The organism is Mesorhizobium sp. B2-4-7 (genome assembly GCF_006442685.1).
Taxonomy (GTDB): Bacteria; Pseudomonadota; Alphaproteobacteria; order Rhizobiales; family Rhizobiaceae; genus Mesorhizobium.
Window position 1 is genome coordinate 289,747 of record NZ_VFVH01000004.1, and the last position, 25,736, is coordinate 315,482.

General features: G+C 64.5%; 23 protein-coding genes. 15 read left to right on the forward strand and 8 right to left on the reverse strand.

Annotated features, from left to right (window positions below):
* Positions 1–69: 69 nt before the first annotated feature.
* From FJ946_RS14630 to FJ946_RS14680, 11 genes are all read left to right on the forward strand, one after another.
* Positions 70–969, forward strand: coding sequence for a LysR family transcriptional regulator (locus tag FJ946_RS14630; RefSeq protein ID WP_140523710.1), 900 nt, complete (start codon positions 70–72; stop codon positions 967–969).
* Positions 970–1,101: 132 nt separating this feature from the next.
* Entirely contained in the window at positions 1,102–1,581 is a 480-nt protein-coding gene (locus FJ946_RS14635) for a formate dehydrogenase subunit gamma (RefSeq protein ID WP_140564912.1), read from the forward strand.
* Positions 1,578–3,134: an NADH-quinone oxidoreductase subunit NuoF gene (locus FJ946_RS14640; protein ID WP_140564914.1), complete on the forward strand. Its 1,557-nt coding sequence runs from the start codon at positions 1,578–1,580 to the stop codon at positions 3,132–3,134. Before FJ946_RS14635 ends, FJ946_RS14640 begins: the two co-directional genes overlap by 4 nt.
* 10 nt (positions 3,135–3,144) lie before the next feature.
* Positions 3,145–6,054: a formate dehydrogenase subunit alpha gene (gene fdhF / locus FJ946_RS14645; protein ID WP_140564916.1), complete on the forward strand. Its 2,910-nt coding sequence runs from the start codon at positions 3,145–3,147 to the stop codon at positions 6,052–6,054.
* 129 nt (positions 6,055–6,183) lie between these two features.
* Complete coding sequence (gene fdhD / locus FJ946_RS14650) at positions 6,184–7,014, forward strand: formate dehydrogenase accessory sulfurtransferase FdhD (RefSeq protein WP_140513024.1); 831 nt, start codon at positions 6,184–6,186, stop codon at positions 7,012–7,014.
* Positions 7,004–7,315 (forward strand): formate dehydrogenase subunit delta, encoded by a 312-nt coding sequence (locus FJ946_RS14655; RefSeq protein ID WP_140497046.1) that lies wholly within the window; start codon positions 7,004–7,006, stop codon positions 7,313–7,315. Before fdhD ends, FJ946_RS14655 begins: the two co-directional genes overlap by 11 nt.
* 112 nt (positions 7,316–7,427) lie before the next feature.
* Entirely contained in the window at positions 7,428–8,981 is a 1,554-nt protein-coding gene (locus FJ946_RS14660; protein WP_140497048.1) for an alpha/beta fold hydrolase, read from the forward strand.
* A gap of 107 nt (positions 8,982–9,088) precedes the next feature.
* The gene (locus FJ946_RS14665) at positions 9,089–9,568 is read left to right on the forward strand and encodes a carboxymuconolactone decarboxylase family protein (RefSeq protein WP_140513022.1); all 480 of its coding nucleotides are present in this window, start codon (positions 9,089–9,091) and stop codon (positions 9,566–9,568) included.
* 18 nt (positions 9,569–9,586) lie between these two features.
* Positions 9,587–10,015, forward strand: a complete 429-nt coding sequence (locus tag FJ946_RS14670) for a nuclear transport factor 2 family protein (RefSeq protein ID WP_224680761.1) — start codon at positions 9,587–9,589, stop codon at positions 10,013–10,015.
* A 33-nt stretch (positions 10,016–10,048) separates the two neighbouring features.
* A complete protein-coding gene (locus tag FJ946_RS14675) occupies positions 10,049–10,363 on the forward strand; it encodes a hypothetical protein (RefSeq protein ID WP_140513020.1) in 315 nt (104 codons plus the stop codon).
* Between the two features lie 288 nt (positions 10,364–10,651).
* The gene (locus tag FJ946_RS14680; RefSeq protein ID WP_140497052.1) at positions 10,652–12,061 is read left to right on the forward strand and encodes an FAD-binding oxidoreductase; all 1,410 of its coding nucleotides are present in this window, start codon (positions 10,652–10,654) and stop codon (positions 12,059–12,061) included.
* A gap of 151 nt (positions 12,062–12,212) precedes the next feature.
* Here FJ946_RS14680 and FJ946_RS14685 read toward each other — a convergent pair whose 3' ends face one another.
* The 6 genes from FJ946_RS14685 to FJ946_RS14710 all read right to left on the reverse strand — a co-directional run bounded on the left by FJ946_RS14685 (position 12,213) and on the right by FJ946_RS14710 (position 19,091).
* Complete coding sequence (locus tag FJ946_RS14685; protein WP_140559726.1) at positions 12,213–13,640, reverse strand: gamma-aminobutyraldehyde dehydrogenase; 1,428 nt, start codon at positions 13,638–13,640, stop codon at positions 12,213–12,215.
* Between the two features lie 63 nt (positions 13,641–13,703).
* A complete protein-coding gene (locus tag FJ946_RS14690; protein WP_140556820.1) occupies positions 13,704–14,519 on the reverse strand; it encodes an ABC transporter permease in 816 nt (271 codons plus the stop codon).
* A complete protein-coding gene (locus tag FJ946_RS14695; protein ID WP_140497058.1) occupies positions 14,509–15,474 on the reverse strand; it encodes an ABC transporter permease in 966 nt (321 codons plus the stop codon). Before FJ946_RS14695 ends, FJ946_RS14690 begins: the two co-directional genes overlap by 11 nt.
* A 223-nt stretch (positions 15,475–15,697) precedes the next feature.
* Positions 15,698–16,696 carry an ABC transporter ATP-binding protein gene (locus FJ946_RS14700; RefSeq protein WP_140564918.1) on the reverse strand — a complete coding sequence of 333 codons (999 nt, stop codon included), beginning with the start codon at positions 16,694–16,696 and terminating at the stop codon, positions 15,698–15,700.
* 188 nt (positions 16,697–16,884) lie between these two features.
* On the reverse strand, positions 16,885–18,039 hold the full coding sequence (locus FJ946_RS14705; protein ID WP_140513012.1) for an ABC transporter substrate-binding protein: 1,155 nt from the start codon (positions 18,037–18,039) through the stop codon (positions 16,885–16,887).
* A 125-nt stretch (positions 18,040–18,164) separates the two neighbouring features.
* Complete coding sequence (locus FJ946_RS14710) at positions 18,165–19,091, reverse strand: LysR substrate-binding domain-containing protein (RefSeq protein ID WP_140513010.1); 927 nt, start codon at positions 19,089–19,091, stop codon at positions 18,165–18,167.
* Positions 19,092–19,180: 89 nt separating this feature from the next.
* On the opposite strand from FJ946_RS14710, the gene FJ946_RS14715 reads away from it, so the two are divergent.
* Together FJ946_RS14715 and FJ946_RS14720 are read left to right on the forward strand one after the other, a co-directional pair.
* On the forward strand, positions 19,181–19,630 hold the full coding sequence (locus tag FJ946_RS14715; protein WP_140497064.1) for an Rrf2 family transcriptional regulator: 450 nt from the start codon (positions 19,181–19,183) through the stop codon (positions 19,628–19,630).
* Positions 19,620–20,519, forward strand: a complete 900-nt coding sequence (locus FJ946_RS14720; protein WP_140564919.1) for an NAD(P)/FAD-dependent oxidoreductase — start codon at positions 19,620–19,622, stop codon at positions 20,517–20,519. Before FJ946_RS14715 ends, FJ946_RS14720 begins: the two co-directional genes overlap by 11 nt.
* 1 nt (position 20,520) lies before the next feature.
* On the opposite strand, the gene FJ946_RS14725 is transcribed toward FJ946_RS14720, so the two are convergent.
* Positions 20,521–21,291 (reverse strand): DeoR/GlpR family DNA-binding transcription regulator, encoded by a 771-nt coding sequence (locus FJ946_RS14725; protein WP_140564921.1) that lies wholly within the window; start codon positions 21,289–21,291, stop codon positions 20,521–20,523.
* Positions 21,292–21,734: 443 nt separating this feature from the next.
* Here FJ946_RS14725 and FJ946_RS14730 point away from each other — a divergent pair, with 443 nt between their 5' ends.
* Both FJ946_RS14730 and FJ946_RS14735 read left to right on the forward strand, forming a co-directional pair.
* The gene (locus FJ946_RS14730) at positions 21,735–22,613 is read left to right on the forward strand and encodes a phosphotransferase family protein (RefSeq protein ID WP_140497071.1); all 879 of its coding nucleotides are present in this window, start codon (positions 21,735–21,737) and stop codon (positions 22,611–22,613) included.
* Between the two features lie 4 nt (positions 22,614–22,617).
* Positions 22,618–25,071: an FAD-dependent oxidoreductase gene (locus FJ946_RS14735; RefSeq protein ID WP_140564923.1), complete on the forward strand. Its 2,454-nt coding sequence runs from the start codon at positions 22,618–22,620 to the stop codon at positions 25,069–25,071.
* Here FJ946_RS14735 and FJ946_RS14740 read toward each other — a convergent pair whose 3' ends face one another.
* Positions 25,072–25,704 carry a class I SAM-dependent methyltransferase gene (locus FJ946_RS14740; RefSeq protein WP_181167620.1) on the reverse strand — a complete coding sequence of 211 codons (633 nt, stop codon included), beginning with the start codon at positions 25,702–25,704 and terminating at the stop codon, positions 25,072–25,074.
* Between the last annotated feature and the right edge of the window lie 32 nt (positions 25,705–25,736).

The following is a 25,736-nucleotide window of genomic DNA, read 5'->3' on the forward strand; positions in this document are numbered from 1 at the left end:
TGGGGCGATCGACATCGCAGTGGCCGGCAGCCCTCTGGCGCGGTGCGGCGGCGGCGGTTAGCTTCAGATATGATCGACAAGCTGGAATTTTTCATCGCGCTGGCCAAGGAAGAGCATTTCGGGCGGGCTGCCGAAGTGTGCGGCGTCACCCAGCCCACCTTGTCGGCCGGCATCAAGCAACTTGAGGGTCAGCTGGGCGTGATGCTGGTCCTGCGCGGCTCGCGCTTCCAGGGCCTGACCCCGGAGGGCAAGCAGGTGCTGGTGTGGGCGCGCCGCATCGTCGGCGATACCAGAACCATGCGCGAGGAGATGCGGGCGGCGCGGCACGGCTTGTCGGGACGTATCCGCATCGCCGCCATTCCCACCGCGCTCGCCATGGTGGCGCGGCTGACGACGCCATTCCGCGAAAAACACCCCGGCGTCACCTTCTCGGTACTGTCCCGGACCTCGATCGAAGTGCTGTCGCTGCTCGGCAATTTCGATATAGACGCCGGCATCACCTATCTCGACAACGAACCGCTCGGACGAGTGACCAGCGTACCACTCTACGATGAGCGCTATCAGCTGATCACCGCCATCGGAAACCCCTATTCCGACCGCGACAAGGTGACATGGGCCGAGATCAGCCACCTGCCGCTCTGCCTGCTGACCCCGGACATGCAGAACCGCCGCATCATCGACCAGCACCTGGCCGAGGCCGGTGTCGAGGTCCGGCCGACGCTGGAATCCAATTCGATGATCGTGCTGTTCTCGCATATCCGCACGGGCAAATGGTCCTCGATCATGCCGCTCAACCTCACGGAAACGTTCGGCTTTTCCGAACCTATCAGGGCTATCCCGATCGTCGAGCCGGACGCCAGCCACACGGTCGGGCTGGTGGCCGCGTTGCGCGAACCGCATACGCCGCTGGTTTCGGCGCTGCTGGACGAGGCGATGGCGCTTGCAGACGATTTCCGCGCCCACCGGTAGGTTAGGGAATGCAGGCGCTGGAGCTCGATAGAAAATTTCTATCGAGCGACGGATCAGCTTTATTGATTTCAGGGGTTTCTCCTGATTTTGTAAAGACTTAGCGATAAAGCCACCGACCAGGGAGGGCGCTGCGTGACGATGCAGCCTGCAAGTACCGAGATCGCATCGCGCACGGCCGCGATCATCCAGGAGCTGAAATATCTCGAAGGTCCGCTGCTGCCGATCCTCCATAACATTCAGGAAGAGTTCGGCCATGTGCCGCAGGCAGCACTCCCGGTCATTGCCGACGGACTGAACCTTTCCAGAGCAGAGGTGCACGGCGTCGTCACCTTCTATCACGATTTCCGCGCCCGCCCGGCAGGCCGGCATGTGCTCAAGCTCTGCCAGGCCGAAGCTTGCCAGTCGATGGGTTCCGACGTGGTCGCCGCCAGGATCAAGCAATTGCTCGGCATTGATTTCCACGAGACGGCGAAAGACGGTTCGGTGACCCTGGAGCCGGTTTATTGCCTCGGGCTGTGCGCCTGCTCGCCCTCGGCGATGCTCGATGGCGAGGTGATCGGGCGGCTCGACAACGAGAAGATCGAAGAAATCGTCGCAAAGGTGCGCTCATGATCCCGCGCATCTACATTCCCGGCGACTCCGGCGCGCTGGCGCTCGGTGCCGAAAGGGTCGCCAAGGCAGTTCGCGCTGAACTCGCCGAGCGCGGCGTTGAGGCCAAGATCGTCCGCAACGGGTCGCGCGGCGCCTATTTCCTAGAGCCTATGGTCGAGGTCGCCACAGCAAACGGCCGCGTCGCCTACGGGCCGGTGAAGCCGTCCGACGTCAAGAGCCTGTTCGACAATGGCTTTCTCACAGGCGGCCACCACAAGCGCTGGCTGGGCGCGCCGGACAAGATCCCGTTCCTGGCCAAGCAGACCCGTCTGACCTTCGCGCGCTGCGGCATCAACGACCCGCTGTCACTCGACGCCTATAAGTCGCTTGGCGGACTGAAGGGCCTGCAGAACGCGGTGGCCATGGCCCCGGCCGACATCGTCAAGCAGGTCACTGACTCGGGGCTGCGCGGCCGCGGCGGCGCCGGCTTCCCGACCGGCATCAAATGGAAGACCGTGCTCGATACGACATCCGAGCGCAAATACATCGTCTGCAACGCCGACGAGGGCGACAGCGCCACCTTCGCCGACCGCATGATCATGGAGGGCGATCCCTTCGTGCTGATCGAAGGCATGGCGATCGCCGGCATCGCCACCGGCGCGACCAAGGGCTTCGTCTACATCCGCTCGGAATATCCGCATGCGGTGGCGGTCATGAACAAGGCCGTCGAGGTCGCCCGCAAGGCCGGCGTGCTCGGCGTCAGCGTGCTCGGTTCGGCCACCGCCTTCGACATGGAGATCCGCGTCGGCGCGGGCGCCTATGTCTGCGGCGAGGAGACCTCGCTTCTGAACAGCCTGGAAGGCAAGCGCGGCGTGGTGCGCGCCAAGCCGCCGCTGCCGGCAATCCAAGGCCTTTTCGGCAAGCCTACGGTGATCAACAACGTCATCTCGCTGGCTTCGGTGCCTGTCATCATGGACAAGGGCGCCGCCTACTACAAGGATTTCGGCATGGGCCGCTCGCGCGGCACGATCCCGATCCAGATCGCCGGCAACGTCAAGCGTGGCGGCCTGTTCGAGGCGGCTTTCGGCATGACACTGGGCGAAATCGTCGACGATATCGGCGGCGGCACGGCCACCGGCCGGCCGGTGAAAGCGGTGCAGGTCGGCGGTCCACTCGGCGCGTATTTTCCGCGCGCTTTGTTCGACACGCCGTTCGATTACGAGGAATTCGCCAAGCGCGATGGACTGATCGGCCATGCCGGCATCACCGTGTTCGACGACACTGCCGACATGCTGAAGCAGGCGCGCTTCGCCATGGAGTTCTGCGCCATCGAAAGCTGCGGCAAGTGCACGCCCTGCCGCATCGGCGCGACGCGCGGGGTGGAAACCATCGACAGGCTCGCCGCCGGCATAGAGCCCGAGAAGAACCTCGCTCTGGTCACCGACCTCTGCAACACGATGAAGTTCGGATCGCTCTGCGCGCTGGGCGGCTTCACGCCCTACCCGGTGATGAGCTCGATCACGCATTTCCCCGAGGATTTCAAGCCCGCGCCGGCGCGCGTGGCTGCTGAATAGGAGCTGGCAGATGAACATCAAGGCCGACTTCCCGACGCTCATCGAAGAGATCGATTACGGAACTCCGCAATCGAAAGCTGAGAAGCGGATCACGCTGGCCGTCGACGGCCGCAGCATCAGCGTGCCGGAAGGCACGTCGATCATGCGCGCCGCGATGGAAAGCGGGGTCGAGATCCCGAAGCTATGCGCCACGGACATGCTGGACTCGTTCGGTTCCTGCCGCGTTTGCCTGGTCGAGATCGAAGGGCGCGGCGGCACGCCGGCGTCCTGCACGACGCCTGTCGGCGAAGGCATGGTGGTGCGCACGCAGTCGGAACGGCTCGACGCCATTCGCCGCGGCGTCATGGAACTCTATGTCTCCGACCATCCGGTGGGCTGGAACCAGAAGGCCGGCACCGGCGCCAGTGAGTTCGACGCGGTGGCGAAGTCGGTTGGCCTGACCGAGAACCGCTACGGCGTCGAAGGCCGCAATCACGTCAAGGAGGATGGCGTCGCGCCCGGCCACGGCTCGCTGGCCGTCGACTACGTCGCGCGTGACGAATCCAATCCGTATTTCACCTATGATCCGGCGCAATGCATCGTCTGTTCGCGTTGCGTGCGGGCCTGCGAAGAGGTGCAGGGCACGTTTGCGCTGACGATCGAGGGCCGCGGCTTCGAATCGCGCATGGTCGCCGGCATGCACGAGGATTTCATCGCTTCCGAATGCGTGTCCTGCGGCGCCTGCGTGCAGGCCTGCCCGACCGATGCGCTGCGCGAGAAGACAGTGCTCGCCAAGGGCCTGCCGGAACGCTCGGCCGTCACCACCTGCGCCTATTGCGGCGTCGGCTGCTCGTTCAAGGCCGAAGTGAAGGACGACGAGGTCATCCGCATGATGCCCTACAAGGAGGGCAAGGCCAATCACGGCCATTCCTGCGTGAAGGGCCGCTTCGCCTATGGCTATGCCACTCACAAGGACCGCATCCTGTCGCCGATGATCCGCGAGAAGGTCAGCGATCCCTGGCGCGAAGTGAGTTGGGAGGAGGCGATCGCCCACACGGCCAAGGAGTTCCGCCGCATCCAGTACCAGTACGGACGTACGGCGATCGGCGGCATCACCTCGTCGCGTTGCACCAATGAGGAGACCTATCTGGTCCAGAAGCTGGTGCGCCAGGGCTTCCGCAACAACAATGTCGATACCTGCGCGCGCGTCTGCCATTCGCCGACCGGCTACGGGCTCGGCCAGACCTACGGCACCTCGGCCGGCACGCAGGATTTCGATTCCGTCGAATTCACCGACGTCGCCGTCATCATCGGCGCCAATCCGGCTTCCGCACACCCGGTGTTCGCCTCGCGGCTGAAGAAGCGGCTGCGCCAGGGGGCCAAGCTGATCGTGCTCGACCCGCGCCGCACCGAGATGGTCAAGTCGGCGCATATCGAAGCCGACTACCACCTGCCGCTGAAGCCCGGCACCAATGTCGCCGTGCTGACGGCGCTCGCACATGTCATCGTCACCGAAGGCCTGTTCGACGAGGCCTTCGTCCGCGAGCGCTGCGACTGGACGGAATTCCAGGACTGGGCGTCCTTCGTCGCCCTGCCGGAGAACAGCCCCGAAACCGTCGGCAAGCTGTCCGGCGTCGATCCCGAACTGATCCGCGGTGCGGCACGTCTCTACGCCAAGGGCGGCAACGGGGCGATCTACTACGGCCTCGGCGTCACCGAGCACAGCCAGGGCTCGACCACGGTGATGGCGATTGCCAATCTCGCCATGGCCACCGGCAATATCGGTCGCCCGGGCGTCGGCGTGAACCCGCTGCGCGGCCAGAACAACGTGCAGGGCTCGTGCGACATGGGCTCCTTCCCGCACGAACTGCCAGGCTATCGCCATGTCTCGGGCGACGCGGTGCGCGACATCTATGAAAGCCTGTGGGGCGTGAAGCTGGACGACGAACCCGGCCTGCGTATCCCCAACATGCTGGATGCCGCCGTCGACGGCTCCTTCAAGGGCATCTACATCCAGGGCGAGGACATCCTGCAGTCCGATCCCGACACCAAGCATGTCGCCGCCGGACTGGCCGCGATGGAATGCGTGGTCGTGCACGACCTTTTCCTCAACGAGACGGCGAACTACGCGCATGTGTTCCTGCCGGGCTCGACCTTCCTTGAGAAGGACGGCACCTTCACCAATGCCGAGCGCCGCATCAACATGGTGCGCAAGGTGCTGGAACCGAAGGCGCGTTACGCCGATTGGGAAGCGACGCAGGAGCTTGCCCGTTCCGTCGGGCTGGACTGGAACTATGCGCATCCGTCCGAGATCATGGACGAAATCGCCAAGACGACGCCGAGCTTCGCCGGCGTCTCCTTCGAGTTGCTCGACCGCCTCGGATCGGTGCAGTGGCCCTGCAATGAGAAGGCCCCTCTCGGCACCCCGGTCATGCATGTCGACGGCTTCGTGCGCGGCAAGGGCAAGTTCATCCGCACCGAATATGTGGCGACGGACGAGCGAACCGGGCCACGCTTCCCGCTGCTTTTGACCACCGGCCGGATCCTGTCGCAGTACAATGTCGGCGCGCAAACGCGGCGCACCGACAATATCATGTGGCACTCCGAGGACCGGCTGGAGATCCATCCGCACGACGCCGAGAACCGCGGCCTGCGCGACGGCGACTGGGTGCGGCTGACCAGCCGCTCCGGCGAGACGACGCTGCGCGCGCAGATCACCGACAGGGTGTCACCGGGCGTGGTCTATACGACCTTCCACCATCCCGACACGCAGGCCAACGTCATCACCACGGACTTTTCGGACTGGGCGACCAACTGTCCGGAATATAAGGTGACGGCAGTGCAGGTCGGTGCCTCCAACGGACCATCGGAATGGCAACGCGACTATGACGAGCAAGCGCGCAACAGCCGCCGCATCGCCCCGCTGGAAGCGGCGGAGTAGAACTTGGACGAGACATTCGACAATAAGAGCTTCAATCTTGACGGTTGATCGCCCCCTACTTCGTCGAGCTTCGCTCGACACCTCTTCCCCGATCGACGGGGGAGAAGAAAGGCGCGAGGGGTGCGTCTCGTGACTCGCAAACGCCCCGCCATCACCGAAATGTCCCGTCTCGCTCGCCGCGCCAGCGGCACGGCAGCGGCCCGCCGCATGGTGCCGGAAGAAACGCCGGTGGCGTTCTCCTTTGCCGGCACGGCGCACGCGGTGATGATGGCGAGCCCGGCCGATTTGAAGGATTTCGCGCTCGGTTTCTCGCTGACCGAAGGCATCATCGCTTCACCCGAAGAGATCGAGGCGATCGAGGTCGAGGATCTCGGCGCCGGCATCGACATCCAGATTCGACTGAAGGACCAGGCCAACACGCGCTTCGAGGCGCGGCGGCGCAGGCTCGCCGGACCGGTTGGCTGCGGGCTCTGCGGCATCGAATCCATCGAGGAAGCGATGCGCGCGGTCGATTCGGTTGGTGCGTCTAAACTTACGCTTGATGCCGGCGACATCGTCCGTTCCGTCAAGCTTCTCGCCAAGATGCAGCCGCTGCACAGCGAGACGGGCGCGGTGCACGCCGCCGGCTTCTATATCCCCGGCAAGGGCGCCGTCATGGCGCGCGAGGATGTTGGCCGTCACAACGCACTGGACAAGCTGGCCGGTGCATTGGCCAAGGCCGGCATCGACGGCGCGACCGGCGCGGTAGTGGTGACGTCGCGCGTCTCCGTCGAGATGGTGCAGAAGACGGCGACGATCGGCTCGCCCTTCATCATTGCCGTCTCTGCGCCGACCGCGCTCGCCGTCCGCACCGCCGAACAGGCCGGCATGACGCTGGTGGCCTTGGTTCGCGGCGACGATTTCGATATTTTCACCCATCCGGACCGGGTGGTTCGCGGAGTTGCCAAACATGTCGCATGACGAAGACCACATCATGAGCACCAGCGAGAAGCTGGTGCGGATGGCCAACCAGATCGCGGCCTTTTTCCACTCCAGGCCGCGCGAAGAAGGCGTGGCCGGGGTGGCCGAGCATATCAACAAATTCTGGGAGCCGAGGATGCGGCGTCAGTTCTTCGAGATGCTGGACAGCGGCGGCGACGGCTTCGATGAACTCGTCGTGGCTGCCTCGACCAGGATCAAGCAGCCGGTCTCGCCCGCCGAGGCCGATCTGAAGCTCGGGCTCAAGCTTCCCCCAGGCGACGTAGCCGCCTCGCAAAAATAGCCATTGGTTCGCGTCCGCTTATATTTCCTTCCGCTAAAGTTTAAGCTGCCGCAAGCGACGCAGCTCTGCTATGGTCGGCGATCCGAAATCGTCAGGCCGGGCGGAACAACTCGTGAGGCCGATCGAGACCCGATACGCCCGTAGCGGCGACGTGCGGATCGCCTATCAGGTGGTCGGCCAAGGCGCGTTCGATCTCGTCTTCGTGCCGGGCTTCATCTCCAACCTCGACCTGCATTGGGAGGATGAAGGCTATAGCAGGCTGCTGAAACGGCTTTCCGCCTTCTCAAGGCTGATCCTATTCGACAAGCGCGGCACCGGCCTGTCCGACCGCGTCGATGCCAACCATCTCCCCAGCCTCGAAACGCGCATGGACGACGTGCGTGCGGTGATGGACGCGGCCGGCAGCGGCCGCGCGGCCCTGCTCGGCGCCTCGGAAGGCGCTCCGATGGCCATGCTGTTCGCCGCCACCTATCCGGAGCGGACACGCGCCCTGGCGCTCTATGGCGGCTATGCCCATTTCCACCGATGGGTGATGCCGCCGGAACGGCTGGAGGCATTCATCGCGACGACGGAAACCGCCTGGGGCACAGGCGCCACCTTGCCGCATTTTGCGCCCGGCCGCGTCGAAGACAGTCACTTTGCCGCCTGGTGGTCGCGGTTCGAGCGGCTGTCGGCAAGTCCAACGGCGGCGGCGGCGCTGGCGCGAATGAATGCCGGCATAGACGTGCGCGGCATACTCTCGGCGATCAGCGCGCCGACGCTGCTGATCCACCGCCGCAACGACGCGCGCGTCGATCCCGATGCCAGCCGCTTTCTCGCCCGGAAAATCCCGAACGCCCGGCTTGTCGAAATCCCCGGGCGCGACCACCCGGTGTGGACCGGTGATGTCGACCGGGTCGCCGACCTGATCGAGGAATTCCTGACCGGCGAGCCGGCCGTGGCCGACAGCGAGCGCGTGCTCGCCGCATTGCTGGTGACGCGTATCTACGATACGGCGCGCCTCGGCGACCGCATGTGGAGCGAGCGCAGCCAGCGATTCCAGGAGACCTGGCGATTGCTGGTGGGGCGCCATGGCGGACGTGTCGCAGGCACGCATGGCGAGCTGATGATCTCGCGCTTCGACGGTCCGGCGCGCGCCATACGCTGCGCGGCGGCATTGCGCGAAGCGGCGCAGGAGATCGGTGTGGCCAGTGCACAGGGCGTGCATGTCGGCGAGATCGAGATGCGCGGACCGCCGGTCGGCTTGACTGCACGCGTGACCATACAACTTGCGGCCCATGCCAGCCGCGGCGAGATCCTGGCGTCGCGGCTGGTTTCCGACCTGGCGACCGGCTCCGGCCTACACTTCATCGATGGCGGACGCATTGCGCTCGACGAGTTGGACGAGCCGTTGGCGTTTGTTCTTGCGACGTCCGAGCAGCATCTGGAACCCGCCTGCCGATCCAAGCCCAGGCCTGCCGAACCGGCCGCGCTGACGGCGCGCGAAAGCGAGGTGGTGAGCCTGATCGCCGACGGCAAAAGCAATGCCGCGATCGCCGCCGAGCTCAACCTCAGCGAGCATACGGTCAAGCGTCACGTCGCCAACATATTGCTCAAGCTCGACCTGCCGTCGCGGGCGGCGGCGGCCGCGTTTTCGGCACGGAACCCTGGCCCGCACGGGCCATAAAGGCCATGGCGCTTTCGGGCGAAGCGGCCGATGGCGTCGGGGATTATCAATTCTTCCCATGCAGGCCAGGCGATATCGCCGTGACGGTACTGCGAAGGGAGGATGAAATGGTGAAATCAAGTCGCAAGACCAGATTGCTCGTCATCGCGGCCGGCGTCGGCGCCTTGCTGGCCCTGGCTCCGGCGCGGGCCGAGGATGCCTCGGCGACGGCAGCATACAAGGACATAGAGGCCACGCTCGGCTCCATACCGGACATGTTCAGGACTTTGCCTGACGTGGCGGTCGCCGGTGCCTGGGCCGAGATAAAGTCGATGCAGCTCAACCCCAAGACCGCACTCGACGGCAAGACCAAGGAACTCATGGGGCTTGCCGTCGCCTCGCAGATTCCTTGCCAGTACTGCGTCTACTTCCACACCGAGGCCGCCAAGCTCAACGGCGCGACCGACGAGGAGATCAAGGAAGCGGTGGCGATGGCGGCGATCGTTCGCCACTGGTCGACGATGCTCAACGGCAGCCAGGTCGACCTCACAGCCTTCAAGAAGCAGACCGACGACGTGTTCGCGGCCGTGAAGGCCAAGTCGCAGTGACACTATCGCTGCACGGCGATGATCGCCGGGCAGCACTTTGCTCATCAACCGCCCGATCGGGAAGACGGGCCCATGGAGGACGAAATGCTGACCAAGACACAGACCGTTGACGGCGCGGCAATCAAGAAAGCCATCGAAGGGCGCGACGGACAGATGCTGTCGAGCTTTTACGCCGACGATGCGGTGTTGCGGGTCGTCGACCGCAATAATCCGCCGAGCAAGCCGCGCGAGATCCGCGGCCGAGCGGCGATCAGCACATTCTGGGACGACATCTGCAGCCGGGCAATGACCCACAAGGTCGATACCACCATTGCCGATGGCGACAATCTCGCCTTCACCCAAGCCTGCGCCTACCCGGACGGGACCAAGGTGTTCTGTGCGGCGATGCTGGAACTCAAGGGCGGGCGGATTGCACGGCAGACCGTCGTGCAGGCCTGGGACGAGTAAGCGGCATCAGCCGCATCTTCGGAGGAGGAAAACATGTTCAGCGCCAGATGGCAGATCGACGCCAGGTTCGGACACAAGCAGACCGTGCTCGACCTCTTGCGGAAATGGGAATCCGAGATCGGTTTTCAGGTCGGCGTCGCCGACCTGAAGTTCCAGATCATGACGGGTTCGATCGGCGCGCGGGAGGCGACGGTCGAATCTCACCACCAGGTCGAAAGCCTGGCCCAGTTGGAAGAGTTCTTCGCCAGGATCGGCAAGATCGACGCGCATGCCAAATGGGGCAAGGAGATCGAGCCTTACGTCGTGTCGGGCACCAGCCTCTGGCAGATTTTCCGCATCGTCGAATAATGCATGTCGCCCAAAGGTGCCCATAGAACAACGATCTGAAGCGCGCCGCATCGGTCCCTTTCGACGCGACGCGCTTTCGCTACCATGACGGCTTCCGCCTGCCCGCTATGGCTCTCCCGGGCCATTTCCCCACTGGCCCTTTCGGGCGAAGCAGCGAGGAGCCGGATCGGTGCAATGTGCTCTCCTGCACCATCCTGCGCACCCGACGGATGGACGGCACAAGCAAAGCAACAAGATAAATCGTCGCGTCGAAACCATATGGCGCGGGCGCGATCAGGGAGGAAACCGATGACCGACGAAACCTATGCAAAACTGCGTGAAGGCTTGCGCGGAGAGCTGATCCTGCGCGGCGAAGCCGGCTATGAGGAGGCCCGCAAGGTCTACAACGGCATGATCGACAAGAGTCCGGCGCTGATTGCACGCTGCGTCGATGTCGCCGACGTGATCACCGCTGTAAGGTTCGCGCGCATAAACGACCTCCTCATCGCCGTGCGCAGCGGCGGCCACAACGGCGCGGGATTGGGGATTTGCGACAACGGTCTCGTCATCGACCTGTCGATGATGAAAGGCGTCCATGTCGACCCGAAAACCCGCACCGTGAGGGTCGCGCCCGGCTGCACTTCGGGCGACGTGGACCACGCCACCCATCCTTTCGCGCTCGCCGTTCCGTTCGGCATCGTTTCGACCACGGGCGTCGCCGGCCTTACCCTCGGTGGAGGAACCGGCTATCTCACGCGCAAATACGGCCTCACCATCGATAATCTGATCGAGGCCGATCTGGTGCTGGCCGATGGCAGCATGGCGAAGGCCAGCAAAAGCGAGAATCCCGACCTGTTCTGGGCGCTCCGGGGCGGCGGCGGCAATTTTGGCGTGGTAACCAGCTTCCTGTTCCAGGCTCATCCGGTGAACATGATCTTCGGCGGTCCGGTGTTCTGGGACGCCAGGCACGCGTCGGCGGTCATGCGTACCTATCGCGACTACCTGCCGGAAGCGCCGGAAGACCTCGGCGCTTTCGTCGGCCTCAAATCCGTCCCTTCGAGCGATCCTTTCCCGCGCGAGCATTGGGGCAAGCGCGCCTGTGCCATCATCTCGTGCTACAACGGCACGGAGGAGGACGGGCGCAAGGCCATGGCGCCGCTGCTGGACACCTTGCCGCCGCCAATGTTCAACTGGATGGGCGTAATGCCGTTCCCGGCGATGCAGTCGCTATTCGACCCGCTCCTTCCGAAAGGCCTGCAATGGTACTGGAAGGGCGATTTCGTCAAGTCGCTTCCCGACGAAGCGATCGCGACCCATATCGCACAGGCCGCCCAGGCGCCCAGCGAATTGTCGCTCATGCATCTATACCCGATTGACGGCGCCGTCCGCCGCGTCGGCAAGGACGAGACCGCCTGGAACGCGCGTGACGCAAGCTGGTCGATGGTCATCGCCGCCATCGACCCCGATCCGGGCAAAGCCGCCGACCTGACCGCGTGGGCACGGAATTACTGGGCGAGCGTCCATCCCCATAACGGCGAGGGCGGCTACGTGAACTTCATGATGGACGATGAAGGAGACGCGCGCTTGCAGGCGAGCTATGGCGGAAATTACGAGCGGCTGAGCCAGGTTAAGCGAACCTACGACCCATCCAATGTCTTCCGGGTCAACCTGAACATCAAGCCTGCGACATCGGCGATGCCGGGCCGGACGGCCGCGTAGTGCCGGGGTCTCGCCGCTGATGCCGTTCGGCGGCCGTGCCTGTCAGATGCAGCGCAATCGCGAAGTGGAATGGCGCTGACGACCCTCTCAAGCGGGGTCGCCGGCGCCGGCCACAGCCATATAAGATCTGCCTTTGCCGGAAGGAGACAGATTACCCGTGCGCCACCATCACATGGCGCACAGCGGTATAATCCTCCAGTGCGTAGAGCGACATGTCCTTGCCGTAACCGGACTGCTTCAGCCCGCCATGCGGCATCTCGTTGGTCAGCATGAAGTGGGTGTTGATCCAGGTGCAGCCATATTGCAGGCGAGCGGCGGTCGCCATGGCGCGCGAGACGTCCCTGGTCCACACCGACGATGCCAGGCCATAATCGCTGTCATTGGCCCAGTTCACCGCCTCGTCGACATCCGAGAAGCGGGTCACCGAGACGACCGGACCAAACACTTCGCGGCGCACGATCTCGTCCTCCTGCAAGGCACCGGCGACGACGGTCGGCTGGTAGTAGAAGCCGGTGCCCTCGCCCGGCTTGCCGCCGGTGGTGATCTCGATGTGCTTCAATTCCGAGGCGCGCTCGACGAAGCTCGAGACACGGTCGCGTTGGCGGCGCGAGATCAGCGGGCCGATCTCGTTCTCGGCATCGTCCGGCAGATTGTACTTGATGGTCGACACGGCCGAGGAGAGATCGGCGACGAGCTTGTCGTAGACCTTCTTGCCGGCATAGATGCGGCAGGCGGCGGTGCAGTCCTGGCCGGCATTGTAGTAGCCGAAAGCGCGCAGGCCGTTGACCACGGCGCCGAGGTCGGCATCATCGAAGACGATGACCGGGGCCTTGCCGCCGAGTTCCAGATGCGTGCGCTTGACCGACTTGGCGGCCGCCTGCAGCACCTTCTTGCCGGTGGCGACATCGCCGGTGATCGAGATCATGTTGACCTTGGGATGGTTGATCAGCGTATTGCCGACGCTGTCGCCGCGTCCGAGCACGACATTGACGACCCCTTCGGGCAGGATTTCGGCCAGGATCTTCGCCAGTTTCAGCGCCGTCAGCGGCGTCTGTTCCGACGGTTTGAAGACGACCGTATTGCCGCCGCCGATCGCCGGCGCCAGCTTCCAGGCCATCATCATCAACGGGTAATTCCACGGCGCGATGGAAGCGACGATGCCGATCGGATCGCGCCGGACCATCGAGGTGTGGCCCGGCAGGTATTCGCCGGCTACCTGGCCTGGCATGGAGCGGACGGCGCCGGCGAAGAAACGGTAGCAGTCGACGATCGCCGGGATTTCATCATTGAGCACGGCATTGATCGGCTTGCCGCAGTTCAGCGCCTCGAGCGCCGCGAATTCCCTGGCTTCGGCCTCTATGCGGTCGGCGATCTTAAGGAGATAGCCCGAGCGCTGCGCGGGCGTGGTACGCGACCAAGCCGTGAACGCCTTCCCGGCAGCCGCCACCGCCGCCTCGATCTGCGCCGGGCTCGCCTCGGGGAGATTGAGAATGGTCGCCCCGGTCTTCGGATTGAGGACCGACTCCTCGGTCTCGGTGCCTTTCTCGAACTTCGAGCCGATCAGCATCTGGGTGTCCATTGGTTTCTCCTTGAAGAGGAGCGAATGCGAATAGTGCTACCCGCTATTCCCTATTCGCTGTTTTCATTTCCCGCTGCCGGCGATCTGGTCGCCGTCGCGGGTCAGGTAGTAGGCGGCGAGGATCGGCAGCAGCGTCACCAGCACCACCACCATCGCCACGACATTGGTGACCGGGCGCTGGCGCGGGCGGATCAGTTCTTCAAGCATCCAGATCGGCATCGTCTGCTGCTGGCCGGCGGTGAAGGTGGTGACGATGACCTCGTCGAACGACAGCGCGAAGGCCAGCATGCCGCCGGCAAGCAGCGCCGTGGCGATGTTGGGCAACACGATATGCCGGAAGGTCTGGAAACCATCCGCGCCGAGATCCATCGAGGCCTCGATCATCGAGCCCGAGGTGCGGCGGAAGCGGGCAACGGCATTGTTGTAGACGACAACCACGCAGAAGGTGGCGTGGCCGAGCACGATTGTCCAGAACGAGAACGGAATGTCGGCCAGCGCGAAAGCCGAACGCAGCGCAATGCCGGTGATGATGCCGGGCAGCGCGATCGGCAGGATGACCAGCAGCGAAATGGTTTCACGGCCGAAGAATTTCGTCCGTGACACCGCGGCGGCGCACAGCGTGCCGAGAACCAGCGCGATGGCCGTCGAGATGGCGGCGACGCGCACCGAGAGCGACAGCGCTTGCCACACGTCCGGCCGGTTCCAGGTGACGGCGAACCACTGCGTGGTGAGCCCCGGCGGCGGCCAGACGAAGCTCTTCTCCTCCGTCGTGAAGGCATAGACGAAGATCAGCAGGATCGGCAGATGCAGGAACAGCAACCCGCAAGCGGCGGCGATCTTCAGGCCAAGCGGAGCCGATTGGGCACGGTCAGAGCGCATCGAAGGCCCCCATGCGCTTGGCGCCCCAGAGATAGAAGCCCATGATGACGATGGGCACGACCGTGAAGGCGGCGGCGAGCGGGATGTTGCCGGCCGTGCCTTGCTGCGAATAAACGGCCTGGCCGATGAACAGGCGCGACGTGCCGATGATCTGCGGGATGATGTAGTCGCCCAATGTCAGCGAAAAGGTGAAGATCGAGCCGGCGACGATGCCGGGCAGCGCCAGCGGGAACAGCACATTGCGAAAAGTCTGGCCGGGCGACGCGCCAAGGTCGGAAGAGGCTTCGACCAGATTGCCGGGCACGCGCTCGAGGGCTGCCTGCACCGGCAGGATCATGAAGGGCAGCCAGACATAGACGAAAACGATAAAGGTGCCGGTGAACGACACCGACAGCGAGTTGCCGCCGACGACCGGCAGCGACAGCCAGGCGTCAAGCAGCCACAACAGGTTCAGCTTGGCGAGCAGCCAGGTGAGAATGCCTTCCTTGGCCAGGATCAGTTTCCAGGCGTAGATCTTGACCAGGTAGCTCGACCACAGCGGCAGCATGACGCCGAGATAGAACAGCGCCTTCCAGCGGCCGCGCGCATAGCGCGCCGCGTAGTAGGCGATGGGGAAAGCGACGACGGCCGAGGCCAGGGTCACCAGGGCCGCCATCGTCACCGTGCGCAGGATGATGTCGAGATTGGCGGCCTGCAACAGGTCGCCATAGGTCTTCAACGTGAACTCACGATTGATGAGGCCGGAGAACTCGTCGATCGAGAAAAAGCTCTGCGCCAAAAGAGCGAACAACGAGCCGATATAGACGATGCCGAGCCACAGGACCGGCGGCAGCAGCATAAGCAGAAGGAGCAGTTGCGGCCTGCGCCAGAAGAGGTCGGAGAGCGCGCCGCGTATGCCGCCGCTGCCGGGCAGGATGGCAGGGGCTGGGCTGGGGTTGAGCGCGGCAATGGTCATGGGGCCGCCGTGTGCTGAAGAGAATTATATGAGAGGCCGCGTTCTGCGTCGCCCCCCTCTGTCCTGCCGGACATCTCCCCCTCACGGGGGGAGATTGGCAATTTCTCGGCCTCGCCAATTCTGCGACGTTGGAAATTGGCGAAACCCGAAAGGGCAGCCAATCTCCCCCCTTGAGGGGGAGATGTCCGGCAGGACAGAGGGGGGTGCTTCGCGCAAGCCTTCATCACACCGGCTCGTCCATCAAATGCAGGCTCTCGCGGTTGAAGGTGAGCACCACCGCCTCGCCTTCCCCAGGCAAGGCCGTGCCGGCAGGCACGATGGCGTGCAGCTTCAGACCGTCGGCATCGAGCGCCAGCCTGGTGGTGGCGCCGAGATAGTTGGTCGCGACCAGGCGCGCGGCCACGCCGTCGCCTTTCGCGGCGCGGCCGACGCGGATCGATTCGGGTCGCAGGCTGCCCCAGCGGCGCTGGCCGCAATAGCGCTGGACGAAATCCGGCGGCAGCACGTTGGAGGAACCGACGAAATCGGCGACGAAGCGGGTGCTCGGCCGCTGGTAGATATCTTCCGGCGTGCCGATCTGCATGATCCTGCCGTCGTTGAAGACGGCGACGCGATCGGCCATCGACAGCGCCTCGCCCTGATCGTGAGTGACGAAGACGAAGGTTATGCCGAGCGCCTTTTGCAGCGACTTCAGCTCTTCCTGCATGTTCTCGCGCAGTTTGAGGTCGAGCGCGCCGAGCGGCTCGTCGAGCAGCAGCACCTTGGGCTGGTTGACCAGTGCGCGGGCCAGCGCGACGCGCTGGCGCTGGCCGCCGGAAAGCTGGCCGGGGCGGCGGGCGCCGTAGCCGGGCAGCCTGACCAGCGACAGCGCCTCTTCCGCTGCCTTGTGCCGCCCGGCCTTGCCGACGCCCTTGACCATCAATCCGTAGGCGACATTGTCGAGCACATTGAGATGCGGGAACAGCGCATAGTCCTGGAAGACAGTGTTGACGTTGCGGCGATAAGGCGGAACGCCCTCGGCGCGCTCGCCGAAGATCGAGATCGAACCCGCCGTCGGCTGCTCGAAACCGGCAATGAGGCGCAGGCAGGTCGTCTTGCCGGAACCGGACGGCCCGAGCATGGCGAAGAACTCGCCAGGCACGATTTCGAGGTCGACCGTGTCGACGGCGCGCACGCTGCCGAAATGGCGCGAGACTTTTTGAAAGGAAACGGCTGAGGTCATGGAGTGTCCTGATCTGCCGGGCTCATCGATCTCAGGCGGCGCCGCCCCTCATCCGCCTGCCGGCACCTTCTCCCCGTGAAGGACAGGGGAAGGGACGCGCGCCAACGCTGGCGATACCCTCTCCCCGTTCTTCACGGGGAGAGGGTAAGGGTGAGGGGCGGCGCCGGCTTCGGCAAAGTAAGGCTAGGTCACCGCCCGCCGATGACGCCGATATAGTCCGACACCCAGCGGTAATAGGGCACGCACTGGTCGTTCTGGGTGGCGCATTTGGTCACTGGCGTCTTCCAGAACTTGATCTTGTCGAAGTTTTCGTAGCCGTTGGTCTTGCAGCCTTCGTCGGTCAGGAGCTCGTTGCCCTTGCAGGCGGCGGGGACGACCGGCAGCGAGCCGAACCAGGCCGAGACGTCGCCCTGCACCTTGGGCGAAAGCGAGTGTTCGAGCCACATATAGGCGCAGTTCGGATGTGCCGCGTCGGCCTCCATCATAGTGGTGTCGGCCCAGCCGGTGACGCCTTCCTCCGGCACGGTCGAGGCGATGGGCTTCTTGGCCGCGATCAGCGTGTTGACCTGGTATGGCCACGAGCCGGAGGCAACCACGCCTTCGTTCTGGAAATCGTCGACCTGGATGGCGGCGTCGTGCCAGTAGCGGCCGACCAGCGTGCGCTGGACGCGCAGCAACTCAAGCGCGGCCTTGTACTGGTCCTCGTTCAACTCATAGGGGTCCTTGATGCCGAGCTCCGGCTTGTGGAACATCAGGTAGTTGGCGGCATCGGCAATGTGGATCGGGCCGTCATAGGCCTGGACGCGGCCCTTGTTGGACTTGCCGTCCGGCAGCTTCATCTCCTCGAAGACGATGTTCCAGCTCTTGGGCGCTTCCTTGAAGACATCGGTATTGTACATCAGCACGTTCGGCCCCCACTGGTAGGGAACGCCGTAATGCACCTTGTCGACGGTGAACCAGGGGGCGTCCTTGATGCGGTCGTCGACCGTCTTCCAACTCGGGATGAGATCGGTATTGATCGGCTGCACGCGCTTGCCGGCAACGAGGCGCAGCGATGCATCGCCCGAAGCGGTGACGAGGTCGAAGCCGCCCTCGTTCATCAGCGAGACCATCTCGTCCGACGTGTTGGCGGTCTTGACGTTGACCTTGCAGCCGCTTTCCTTCTCGAAGGCGGTGACCCAGTCATAGCCCTTGTCGGTTTCGCCACGCTCGATATAGCCCGGCCAGGCGACGATATCGACCTCGCCTTCACCCTTGCCGAGTTCCGTGACCTGAGCGATGGCCTGGCCGGAGAAGGTCAGCGCGACCGTCAATGCAGTGCATGACTTCAGGAATGAATTCATCATCGATCTCCCATTGATAGGCCCGCGCTTCGGCGGCGGCTTTGTTCCCTGAAGCGAAGTTGCTGTGAAAATCCCGGTTTCGCAAATTCATTTATCAGAAGGGGGATATCGGTTTTTCCGATAGATTAGCGGCCGTTCTTGTCGGGGCGCTGGCGAACCATGCGCTGCGACTGCGCCAGACCGATGAAATCGCGCGCAGCCTGCGGCAGGCCGGAGCCGCGGCGCCAGACCATCCCGACCTGGACGACGGGTAGGGCACCGGAGACGTCGCGCGACTCGATGCGGTCGCCTTCCAGCGACCACGGCCGGTAGACGAGGTCGGGCAGCAGCGCCACGCCCGCGCCGGTGGCGACGAGGCTGCGCACCGCTTCGACCGAACGGGTGCGGAAGGCGACATGCGGCTTGGCGCCGATTGCCGTCAGCAACTTGCCGGTGTTCTCCTCGATCTCGTCGACGGTCAGCATGATCAGCGGCTCCGAAGCGATGTCGCCGATGCCGATGATGTCGGCGCCGGCGAGCGGATGCCCGAGCGGCAGCCACAGGCGGTAAGCCGAGACTTCAAGGATTTCCGATTGCAGCGCGGTTCGGTCGCGCAGATTGGACGTGACCATCACGGCGATGTCCAGCTTGCCGCCGATCAGCAGATGCTCGAGATAGTCGCCATTGTCCTCGATTGCCGAGACCTCGACGCCGGGATAGGCACGACGGTAGCGGGAAAGCAGGTCCGACAGCACATAGCCGGCGACCAGCGAGGTGACGCCGAGCTGCAGCCGGCCGCCCGCTGTCGCCTGCTCGCCGAGGAAGGCGCGGCGCGCATCGGACACATCGGCCAGGATCTTGGTGGCATGACGCAGGAACTGGTGGCCCTTGTGGGTGATGTTGAGGCCGCGCGGATGGCGGTCGAACAATTCGACGCCGAGATCGCCTTCGAGCTCCTTGATCGCTTCGGTGACCGAGGATTGCGAAATGGAGAGGTTCTGCGCGGCACCCGACACCGTGCCCTGCTCGGCGACGGCGATGAAGAACTGCAACTGGCGGATGGTGAAAGCCATGGCCGGACTAAACACGGCGGGGACGACACTGGGAAGTGGAAACGGATCGGCAACTTGACGGCCCCCAGAATTGTAACCAAATAAGTTACATGAAACGCAACAGCCGGCTGTCTTCCACCTTGCACATTCTGGTCCACATGGCCGAGAAGCCCGAGCGGGCGCTGACCTCGGAGCAGCTTGCCACCTTCATCCATACCAATCCGGTCGTGGTGCGCCGCAACATCGCCGGGTTGCGGGATGCCGGCATCGTCACCTCTTCACGCGGACATGGCGGCGGCTGGCTGCTCGGGCGCCCGCCCGACGAGATCTCGCTGGCCGAAATCAGCGCCGCGCTTGGCGAGACGCTGCTGCCGTTCGGCACCGAGCCGGAGAGCCCCGGCTGCCTTGTCGAGCAGGCCGTGATCGCCGTCCTCGACGATTTTCGCATCGCGGCGGAGAAGCTGCTGGCGGAGAAGCTCAGCCGTATCACGCTGGCCGACCTGACCGCCGACTTCCGCCGCCGTTACGACCTCATCGGAGTCTCCAGCCATGCAGTATGATCTTGCCGTCGTCGGCGGCAGCTTTGCCGGCTTGTCCGCCGCCATCCAGGCGGCCCGGGCCCGGCGCAACGTCCTGGTGATCGACGCCGGCCAGCCCCGAAATCGGTTCGCCGCGCATTCGCACGGCTTCCTCGGCCAGGACGGGCGCACGCCAGGCGCCATCCTGGAGGAGGCAAGACGGCAGTTGCTAGCCTATCCGACGGCTCGCCTTGTCAACGGACGTGCGGACAAGGCGGTCGCCAATAGCAGCAGCGACTTCGAAATCAGCACAGAGGGCGGCGAGACCTTTGGCGCCGCGCGGCTGGTTCTGGCCACCGGCGTGCGCGACATCCTGCCGGAAGTTCCCGGGCTTGCCGAGCAGTGGGGCAAGACCGTGCTGCACTGCCCCTATTGCCACGGCTACGAGGTTTCCGGCGGGCCGCTTGGCGTGCTGGCGACCGGGCCCATGTCCCTGCATCAGGCGCAGTTGATCGCCGACTGGGGCGACGTCACGCTGTTCGGCAATCGCCTGATCGAGCCCGATGCCGAACAGATGTCTGCCTTGGAAGGCAAGAATGTGAGGTTCGAACCCGCTGCGGTCGCCGAACTGCGGGAGGATGGCACGGGCGGCTTGACGGTGATCCTCGACGACGGCCGAAAGGCCGGGGTTCGCGCGATATTCACCGCGCCGCGCAATAGCATGGCGAGCCCGATGGCCGAACAGCTCGGTTGCGGCTTCACGGACGGTCCCCTCGGCCCGGTGATATCAATCGATGACAGGCAGCAGACGACGGTCCCCGGCGTCTTCGCCGCCGGGGACGCATCACGCGCGATGCACAACATCGCCTTCGCCGTATCGGGCGGTGCCTTCGCCGGCATATGCGCCCACCAGTCACTGGTATTCGGTTAGGTCAGGCTGCGTTGCCCGCGACGCTGAGCCGCGCACCGGCCTGCGCCAGGCCGGCAGCGATGTCGCGCGGCGGCGGCCGGTCGGTGGCGAGCTCGGAAAAGCCATCGAAGCCGCAGACCTGGACCAGGCCCTGGCGCCCGAACTTGGAATGATCGGTGACGACGAGCGAACGCTGGCCGCGCGACAGCACCATGCGGGCGAACTCGGCCTCGTCGAGATCGTAATCCATGACACCCGTCATCGCATCGACGGCACCCGTCGAGATCACCGCATGGCTGACCGAGAAGCGGCTGACGAAGTCGATGGCCGAGGCGCCGAAGGCGGCGCCGGAATCGCTGCGCAGCTCACCGCCGGCCATGTAGACCTTGTTGCCGTTGACGGTGGCCAGCGTGCGGGCGATGTCGGATGAGTTGGTGACGACCGTCAGCCGCCGATGGCCGAGCAGTTCACGCGCCAGGAACGAGGTGGTCGTTCCCGTGTCGAGCATGATCGATTCGCCGTCGCGGATGGTGGCGGCGACCATGCGGGCGATGAGGCGCTTGGCCTCGGCGTTCTCTCGCATGCGCCGTTCGAACGGCGCTTCGCCGATCGTCGACGGCAGGCCGACGGCGCCATGCATCTTCAGGAGCGAGCCGTCGCTGGTGAGGGGCTTGACGTCGCGGCGCACGGTCTCCAGCGAAACGCCCAGCCGGTCGGCCAGGCTGGCGATGGTGACGGTGCCTTCCTCCTGCAGAAACCGCAGGATTTCGCCGTGCCGCTTGGAATGGCTCATCGGGTCATTTCCAGTCGCGCCATGATGCAGTGACCGCTTCTATGGCAAATCTGCCGCATATTACAAGGAATCTCGAAAGAATACGGGCAGGAAAGCAGAAAAAGCCACAGAATCTCGTTGACAACGTGGCTTACCCGGCGTGACACTGATGCCGTGTCAGGCTCGCACTGCCACGGAAAAGCGATAGCGGAGCCTGATCCGAATTTGTGTGCCCCAAGGTCTGGAAACTGCCTGACGCGAGGGCGACTGGAAGAATTTTCTCATCCGCGGGGGCGGATGCCGGCCTCGAAGAGCCCGGCACGTGGGGCTCGTCGGTGCGGCGCGGGATACCGATCCCGAATGCCGCGCCGGCGAGGTCTTTGCCAGAACGAGCGTCCGGACAAACGGCGGGTCCCCACGGCGGCGCCGCCCCGTCGGCGCCTTGCCGTACGAAGGGCGAATTCATGACGGCCGAGGACCGCATCCGCGCCCTGCCTTGCTGGACAGGCAGCGTCGAGATCGAGCCGCTGCCCGGCGGGCTGAGCAATGCCAATTATCGGGTTAAGGACGCCGCCGGGAGGCATGTCGTGCGTTTCGGCAGGGACTATCCCTTCCACCACGTCTTTCGCGAGCGTGAGGTGATGACCGCACGCGCCGCGCATGCCGCCGGTTTCGCGCCGGCGGTCCGCCATGCCGAACCCGGCATTCTCGTGACGGAGTATCTCGGCGCCAAGACCTGTCTGGCTGAGGACGTGCGCGCCAATCTCGGCCGTGTCGCCGCCCTGATGCGCGGCTTCCACCGCGAGATGCCCAACCACGTCTCCGGTGCCGGCTTCATGTTCTGGGTGTTCCACGTCATCCGCGACTATGCGCGCACGCTGGAGGACGCCGGCAGCCGCAAGGCGAGCGACCTGCCGCGTCTGCTGATGCTGGCCGACGAGCTCGAACGCGCCCAGAAACTGCTGCCGATCGTGTTCGGCCACAATGATCTTTTGCCGGCGAATATTCTCGACGACGGCAGCAGGCTATGGCTGATCGACTTCGAATATGCCGGCTTCAATACCGCGATGTTCGACCTTGCCGGCGTCGCCTCGAACGCGGGCATGAGCGACGAGGAATCCTTCGCCTTCCTGACCGCTTATTTCATGAAGGAGCCGGACGAGGCGATCCGCCGCTCGCATGCAGCCATGCAATGCGCCTCGCTGCTGCGCGAGGCGATGTGGAGCATGGTTTCGGAACTCTACCTCGACGTGCCCGGCATCGACTACGTCGCCTACACGGAAGAGAACCTGACGCGGCTCGATGCCGCGCTGGAAAACTACCGGACAAAATACGGGACCTGAATTCATGACCTTGCCAACCCAGGCAGCGATCGTCGTCATCGGCGGCGGCATTATCGGCTGCTCGACGGCCTACCATCTGGCCCGCGACCACAAGGCAGATGTGGTGCTGCTCGAACAGGGCAAGCTGACTTCGGGCTCGACCTGGCACGCCGCCGGCCTGGTCGGGCAGCTGCGCTCGTCGGCCTCGATCACCCGCGTGCTCAAATATTCGGTCAACCTCTACAAGGGGCTGGAGGCCGAGACCGGCCTCGCCACCGGCTGGAAGATGAGCGGGTGCCTGCGCCTTGCCACCAATGCCGACCGCTGGACCGAGTACGAGAGGCTGGCGACGACAGCGAAGAGCTTTGGCATGGACATGCAGTTGCTGTCGCCGGCGGAGGTCAAGAACATGTGGCCGCTGATGGAAACCGGCGATCTCGTCGGCGCTTCCTGGCTGCCGAGCGACGGTCAGGCGAGCCCATCCGACGTCACCCAGTCGCTGGCCAAGGGCGCGCGCATGCATGGCGCAAGGCTTTACGAGGAAGTGCGCGTCACCGGCTTCGAGATCAAAGGCGGCCGCATCATTGCGGTGAAGACCAACATGGGCGACATCGCCTGCGACAAGGTGGTGAACTGCGCAGGACAATGGGCACGGCAGGTTGGCGCCATGGCCCGCATCAACGTGCCGCTGCAGCCGGTGAAGCACCAGTTTATCGTCACCGAGAAGATCGACGGGCTGGCGACCGATGTCCCGACCATCCGCGACCCAGACCGGCGCACCTATTTCAAGGAAGAGGTCGGCGGGCTGGTGATGGGCGGCTATGAGCCAAACCCGCAGGCCTGGACGACTGATCTCCCCGGAGGCGACGTGCCCAATGACTGGGAGTTCCGGCTGTTCGACGACGACTATGATCATTTCGAACAGCATATGAGCCAGGCGATCGCGCGCGTGCCGGCGCTGGAAACCGTCGGTGTCAAGCAGATGATCAACGGGGCCGAGAGTTTCACGCCGGACGGCAATTTTATCCTCGGCGTGGCGCCCGAATGCGCCAACATGTTCGTCGGCGCCGGCTTCAACGCCTTCGGCATCGCTTCGGGCGGCGGCGCCGGCTGGGTGCTGGCGCAATGGGTGGTCGATGGCGAGGCGCCGTTCGATCTGTGGGTCGTCGACATCAGGCGCTTTTCCAGCCTGCACCGCGACCGGCACTGGGTCCGCGAGCGCACGCTGGAAGCCTATGGCAAGCACTACACGATCGGCTTTCCGCATGAGGAGTATCTTTCCGGCAGGCCGCGCATCGTTTCGCCGCTGTACAACAGGCTGAAACAGCATCGCGCCGTGTTCGGTTCGAAGCTCGGCTGGGAGCGGCCGAACTGGTTCGCCCCCGAAGGCGTCGAGCCGCGTGACGTCTATTCCATGGGCCGGCAGAATTGGTTTTCAGCCGTCGGCGACGAACATCGCCATGTGCGCGAGAAGGTCGGCATCTTCGACCAGTCGTCCTTCGCCAAATACGAGCTGACCGGGCCCGACGCGCCGAAGGCGCTGGACTGGATCTGCGCCAACGACGTCAACAAGCCGGCCGGCCGGCTGACCTATACGCAGCTTCTCAACACGCGCGGCGGCATAGAGGCCGACCTCACCGTGTCGCGGTTCGGCGAGGACAGGTACTACATCGTCACCGGCACGGGCTTCCGCACCCATGACCTGTCCTGGATCAGCGACCATGTCGAAAAGGAGCTCGATATCACGCTCACCGACGTCACCGAGGATTTCGGCACGCTGTCGCTGATGGGACCGCGCGCCCGCGAAGTGCTGGCCGGCGTGACCGATGCCGACGTTTCCAACAGCGGTTTCCCATTCGGCCATGCCCGCGAGATTGTCGTTGCCGGCCACACCGTGCGGGCGTTGCGCGTCACCTATGTCGGGGAACTCGGCTGGGAGCTGCACGTGCCGATCTCCGCAACCGGCGAGATCTTCGACGCGTTGATGGCGACAGGCAAACAACATGATATCCGCCCGGTCGGCTACCGGGCCCTGGAATCCCTGCGACTGGAAAAGGGCTATCGCGCCTGGGGCTCCGATATCACCCCCAACGACACGCCGCTGGAAGCCGGCCTCGGCTGGGCGGTGAAGCTTCGCAAGAACACGGATTTCGTAGGGCGGCGCGCCTTGGAGAAAATCACTGGCGGGCCATTGAAGAAGCGTTTCGCCGGCTTCACGGTCGACGATCCTGAAATCGTGCTCGTCGGGCGCGAGACGATCCTGCGCAATGGCGAGCCGGTCGGCTATCTCAGCAGCGGCGGCTATGGCTACACCGTGGAGAAGAACATCGGCTACGGCTATGTGCGCAATGCCGGCGGGGTGAGCGACGATTTTCTCGCCTCGGGCTACTATGAGCTGGTCGTGGCTATGCAGCGCACGCCGGCAAAGATCCATCTCGAGCCGATGTATGATCCGGCGGGCACCAGGATCAAAGCCTGATCAGTTCACACGCAAGGCGAGGCAGCGGCTGGGCACCGTGTCGGCCTCGCCCGGCATCGAGACGTACGGGCGCGTTTCCTCGATGCGGGTGACCAGCCCCTGCGCCTCCAGCTCCGCGACCCGCGCGTTAAAGCCCAGATCCCAGATCGTGTTCTTGACCGTCAGCACGATCACGCCGCCCGGCCGGCAGATGCGGATCAGTTCGTCCAGCCCTTCGGCACCGACATGGCCCGAGGTAAAGACGCCGGCCGAGATCACCCCGGCATAGGCATTGTCGGCAAAGGGCAGCGGCCCGCCAAGCGCCAGGCAATGCAGGGCCGAATAGACGCCCTTGCGCGCGGCCTGATCCAGCATGCCTTGCGAGATGTCGAGCGCCTCGACCTCCGGATAGCCGGCAATGTCCAGCCATTCGCCGATGAGCCCGGTGCCGGCCCCGGCATCGAGCAGCGGGGCCGAGCCACGCGGCAGATGCCTTGCCAGCAAGGCCAGGCAGATGGTGGGATGGCGATAGCCGGCGGCCGACATGTCGCTGTCGTAGGTCTGCGACCAACGGTCATAGAGCGCCGCCACTTCTTCCGGGCGCTTGGCCGCGTAGGCAGCGCCAAGCGCGCCCTTATGCTTGCTGTCGGTCACTTTCGTCCTGTCCGCCATGCCTAAATTGGTCT

What these genes read in the sequence shown, in the direction of transcription:
- FJ946_RS14675 (WP_140513020.1), top strand. Translation starts at nt 10,049, where the DNA reads ATGTTCAGCGCCAGATGGCAGATCGACGCCAGGTTCGGACACAAGCAG.
- FJ946_RS14730 (WP_140497071.1), top strand. Translation starts at nt 21,735, where the DNA reads ATGACGGCCGAGGACCGCATCCGCGCCCTGCCTTGCTGGACAGGCAGC.
- fdhF (WP_140564916.1), top strand. Translation starts at nt 3,145, where the DNA reads ATGAACATCAAGGCCGACTTCCCGACGCTCATCGAAGAGATCGATTAC.
- FJ946_RS14640 (WP_140564914.1), top strand. Translation starts at nt 1,578, where the DNA reads ATGATCCCGCGCATCTACATTCCCGGCGACTCCGGCGCGCTGGCGCTC.
- FJ946_RS14630 (WP_140523710.1), top strand. Translation starts at nt 70, where the DNA reads ATGATCGACAAGCTGGAATTTTTCATCGCGCTGGCCAAGGAAGAGCAT.
- FJ946_RS14685 (WP_140559726.1), bottom strand. Translation starts at nt 13,640, where the DNA reads ATGGACACCCAGATGCTGATCGGCTCGAAGTTCGAGAAAGGCACCGAG.
- FJ946_RS14725 (WP_140564921.1), bottom strand. Translation starts at nt 21,291, where the DNA reads ATGAGCCATTCCAAGCGGCACGGCGAAATCCTGCGGTTTCTGCAGGAG.
- FJ946_RS14735 (WP_140564923.1), top strand. Translation starts at nt 22,618, where the DNA reads ATGACCTTGCCAACCCAGGCAGCGATCGTCGTCATCGGCGGCGGCATT.
- FJ946_RS14700 (WP_140564918.1), bottom strand. Translation starts at nt 16,696, where the DNA reads ATGACCTCAGCCGTTTCCTTTCAAAAAGTCTCGCGCCATTTCGGCAGC.
- FJ946_RS14680 (WP_140497052.1), top strand. Translation starts at nt 10,652, where the DNA reads ATGACCGACGAAACCTATGCAAAACTGCGTGAAGGCTTGCGCGGAGAG.
- FJ946_RS14710 (WP_140513010.1), bottom strand. Translation starts at nt 19,091, where the DNA reads ATGGCTTTCACCATCCGCCAGTTGCAGTTCTTCATCGCCGTCGCCGAG.
- FJ946_RS14690 (WP_140556820.1), bottom strand. Translation starts at nt 14,519, where the DNA reads ATGCGCTCTGACCGTGCCCAATCGGCTCCGCTTGGCCTGAAGATCGCC.
- FJ946_RS14705 (WP_140513012.1), bottom strand. Translation starts at nt 18,039, where the DNA reads ATGAATTCATTCCTGAAGTCATGCACTGCATTGACGGTCGCGCTGACC.
- FJ946_RS14715 (WP_140497064.1), top strand. Translation starts at nt 19,181, where the DNA reads ATGAAACGCAACAGCCGGCTGTCTTCCACCTTGCACATTCTGGTCCAC.
- FJ946_RS14695 (WP_140497058.1), bottom strand. Translation starts at nt 15,474, where the DNA reads ATGACCATTGCCGCGCTCAACCCCAGCCCAGCCCCTGCCATCCTGCCC.
- FJ946_RS14670 (WP_224680761.1), top strand. Translation starts at nt 9,587, where the DNA reads ATGATCGCCGGGCAGCACTTTGCTCATCAACCGCCCGATCGGGAAGAC.
- FJ946_RS14655 (WP_140497046.1), top strand. Translation starts at nt 7,004, where the DNA reads ATGTCGCATGACGAAGACCACATCATGAGCACCAGCGAGAAGCTGGTG.
- FJ946_RS14665 (WP_140513022.1), top strand. Translation starts at nt 9,089, where the DNA reads ATGGTGAAATCAAGTCGCAAGACCAGATTGCTCGTCATCGCGGCCGGC.
- FJ946_RS14720 (WP_140564919.1), top strand. Translation starts at nt 19,620, where the DNA reads ATGCAGTATGATCTTGCCGTCGTCGGCGGCAGCTTTGCCGGCTTGTCC.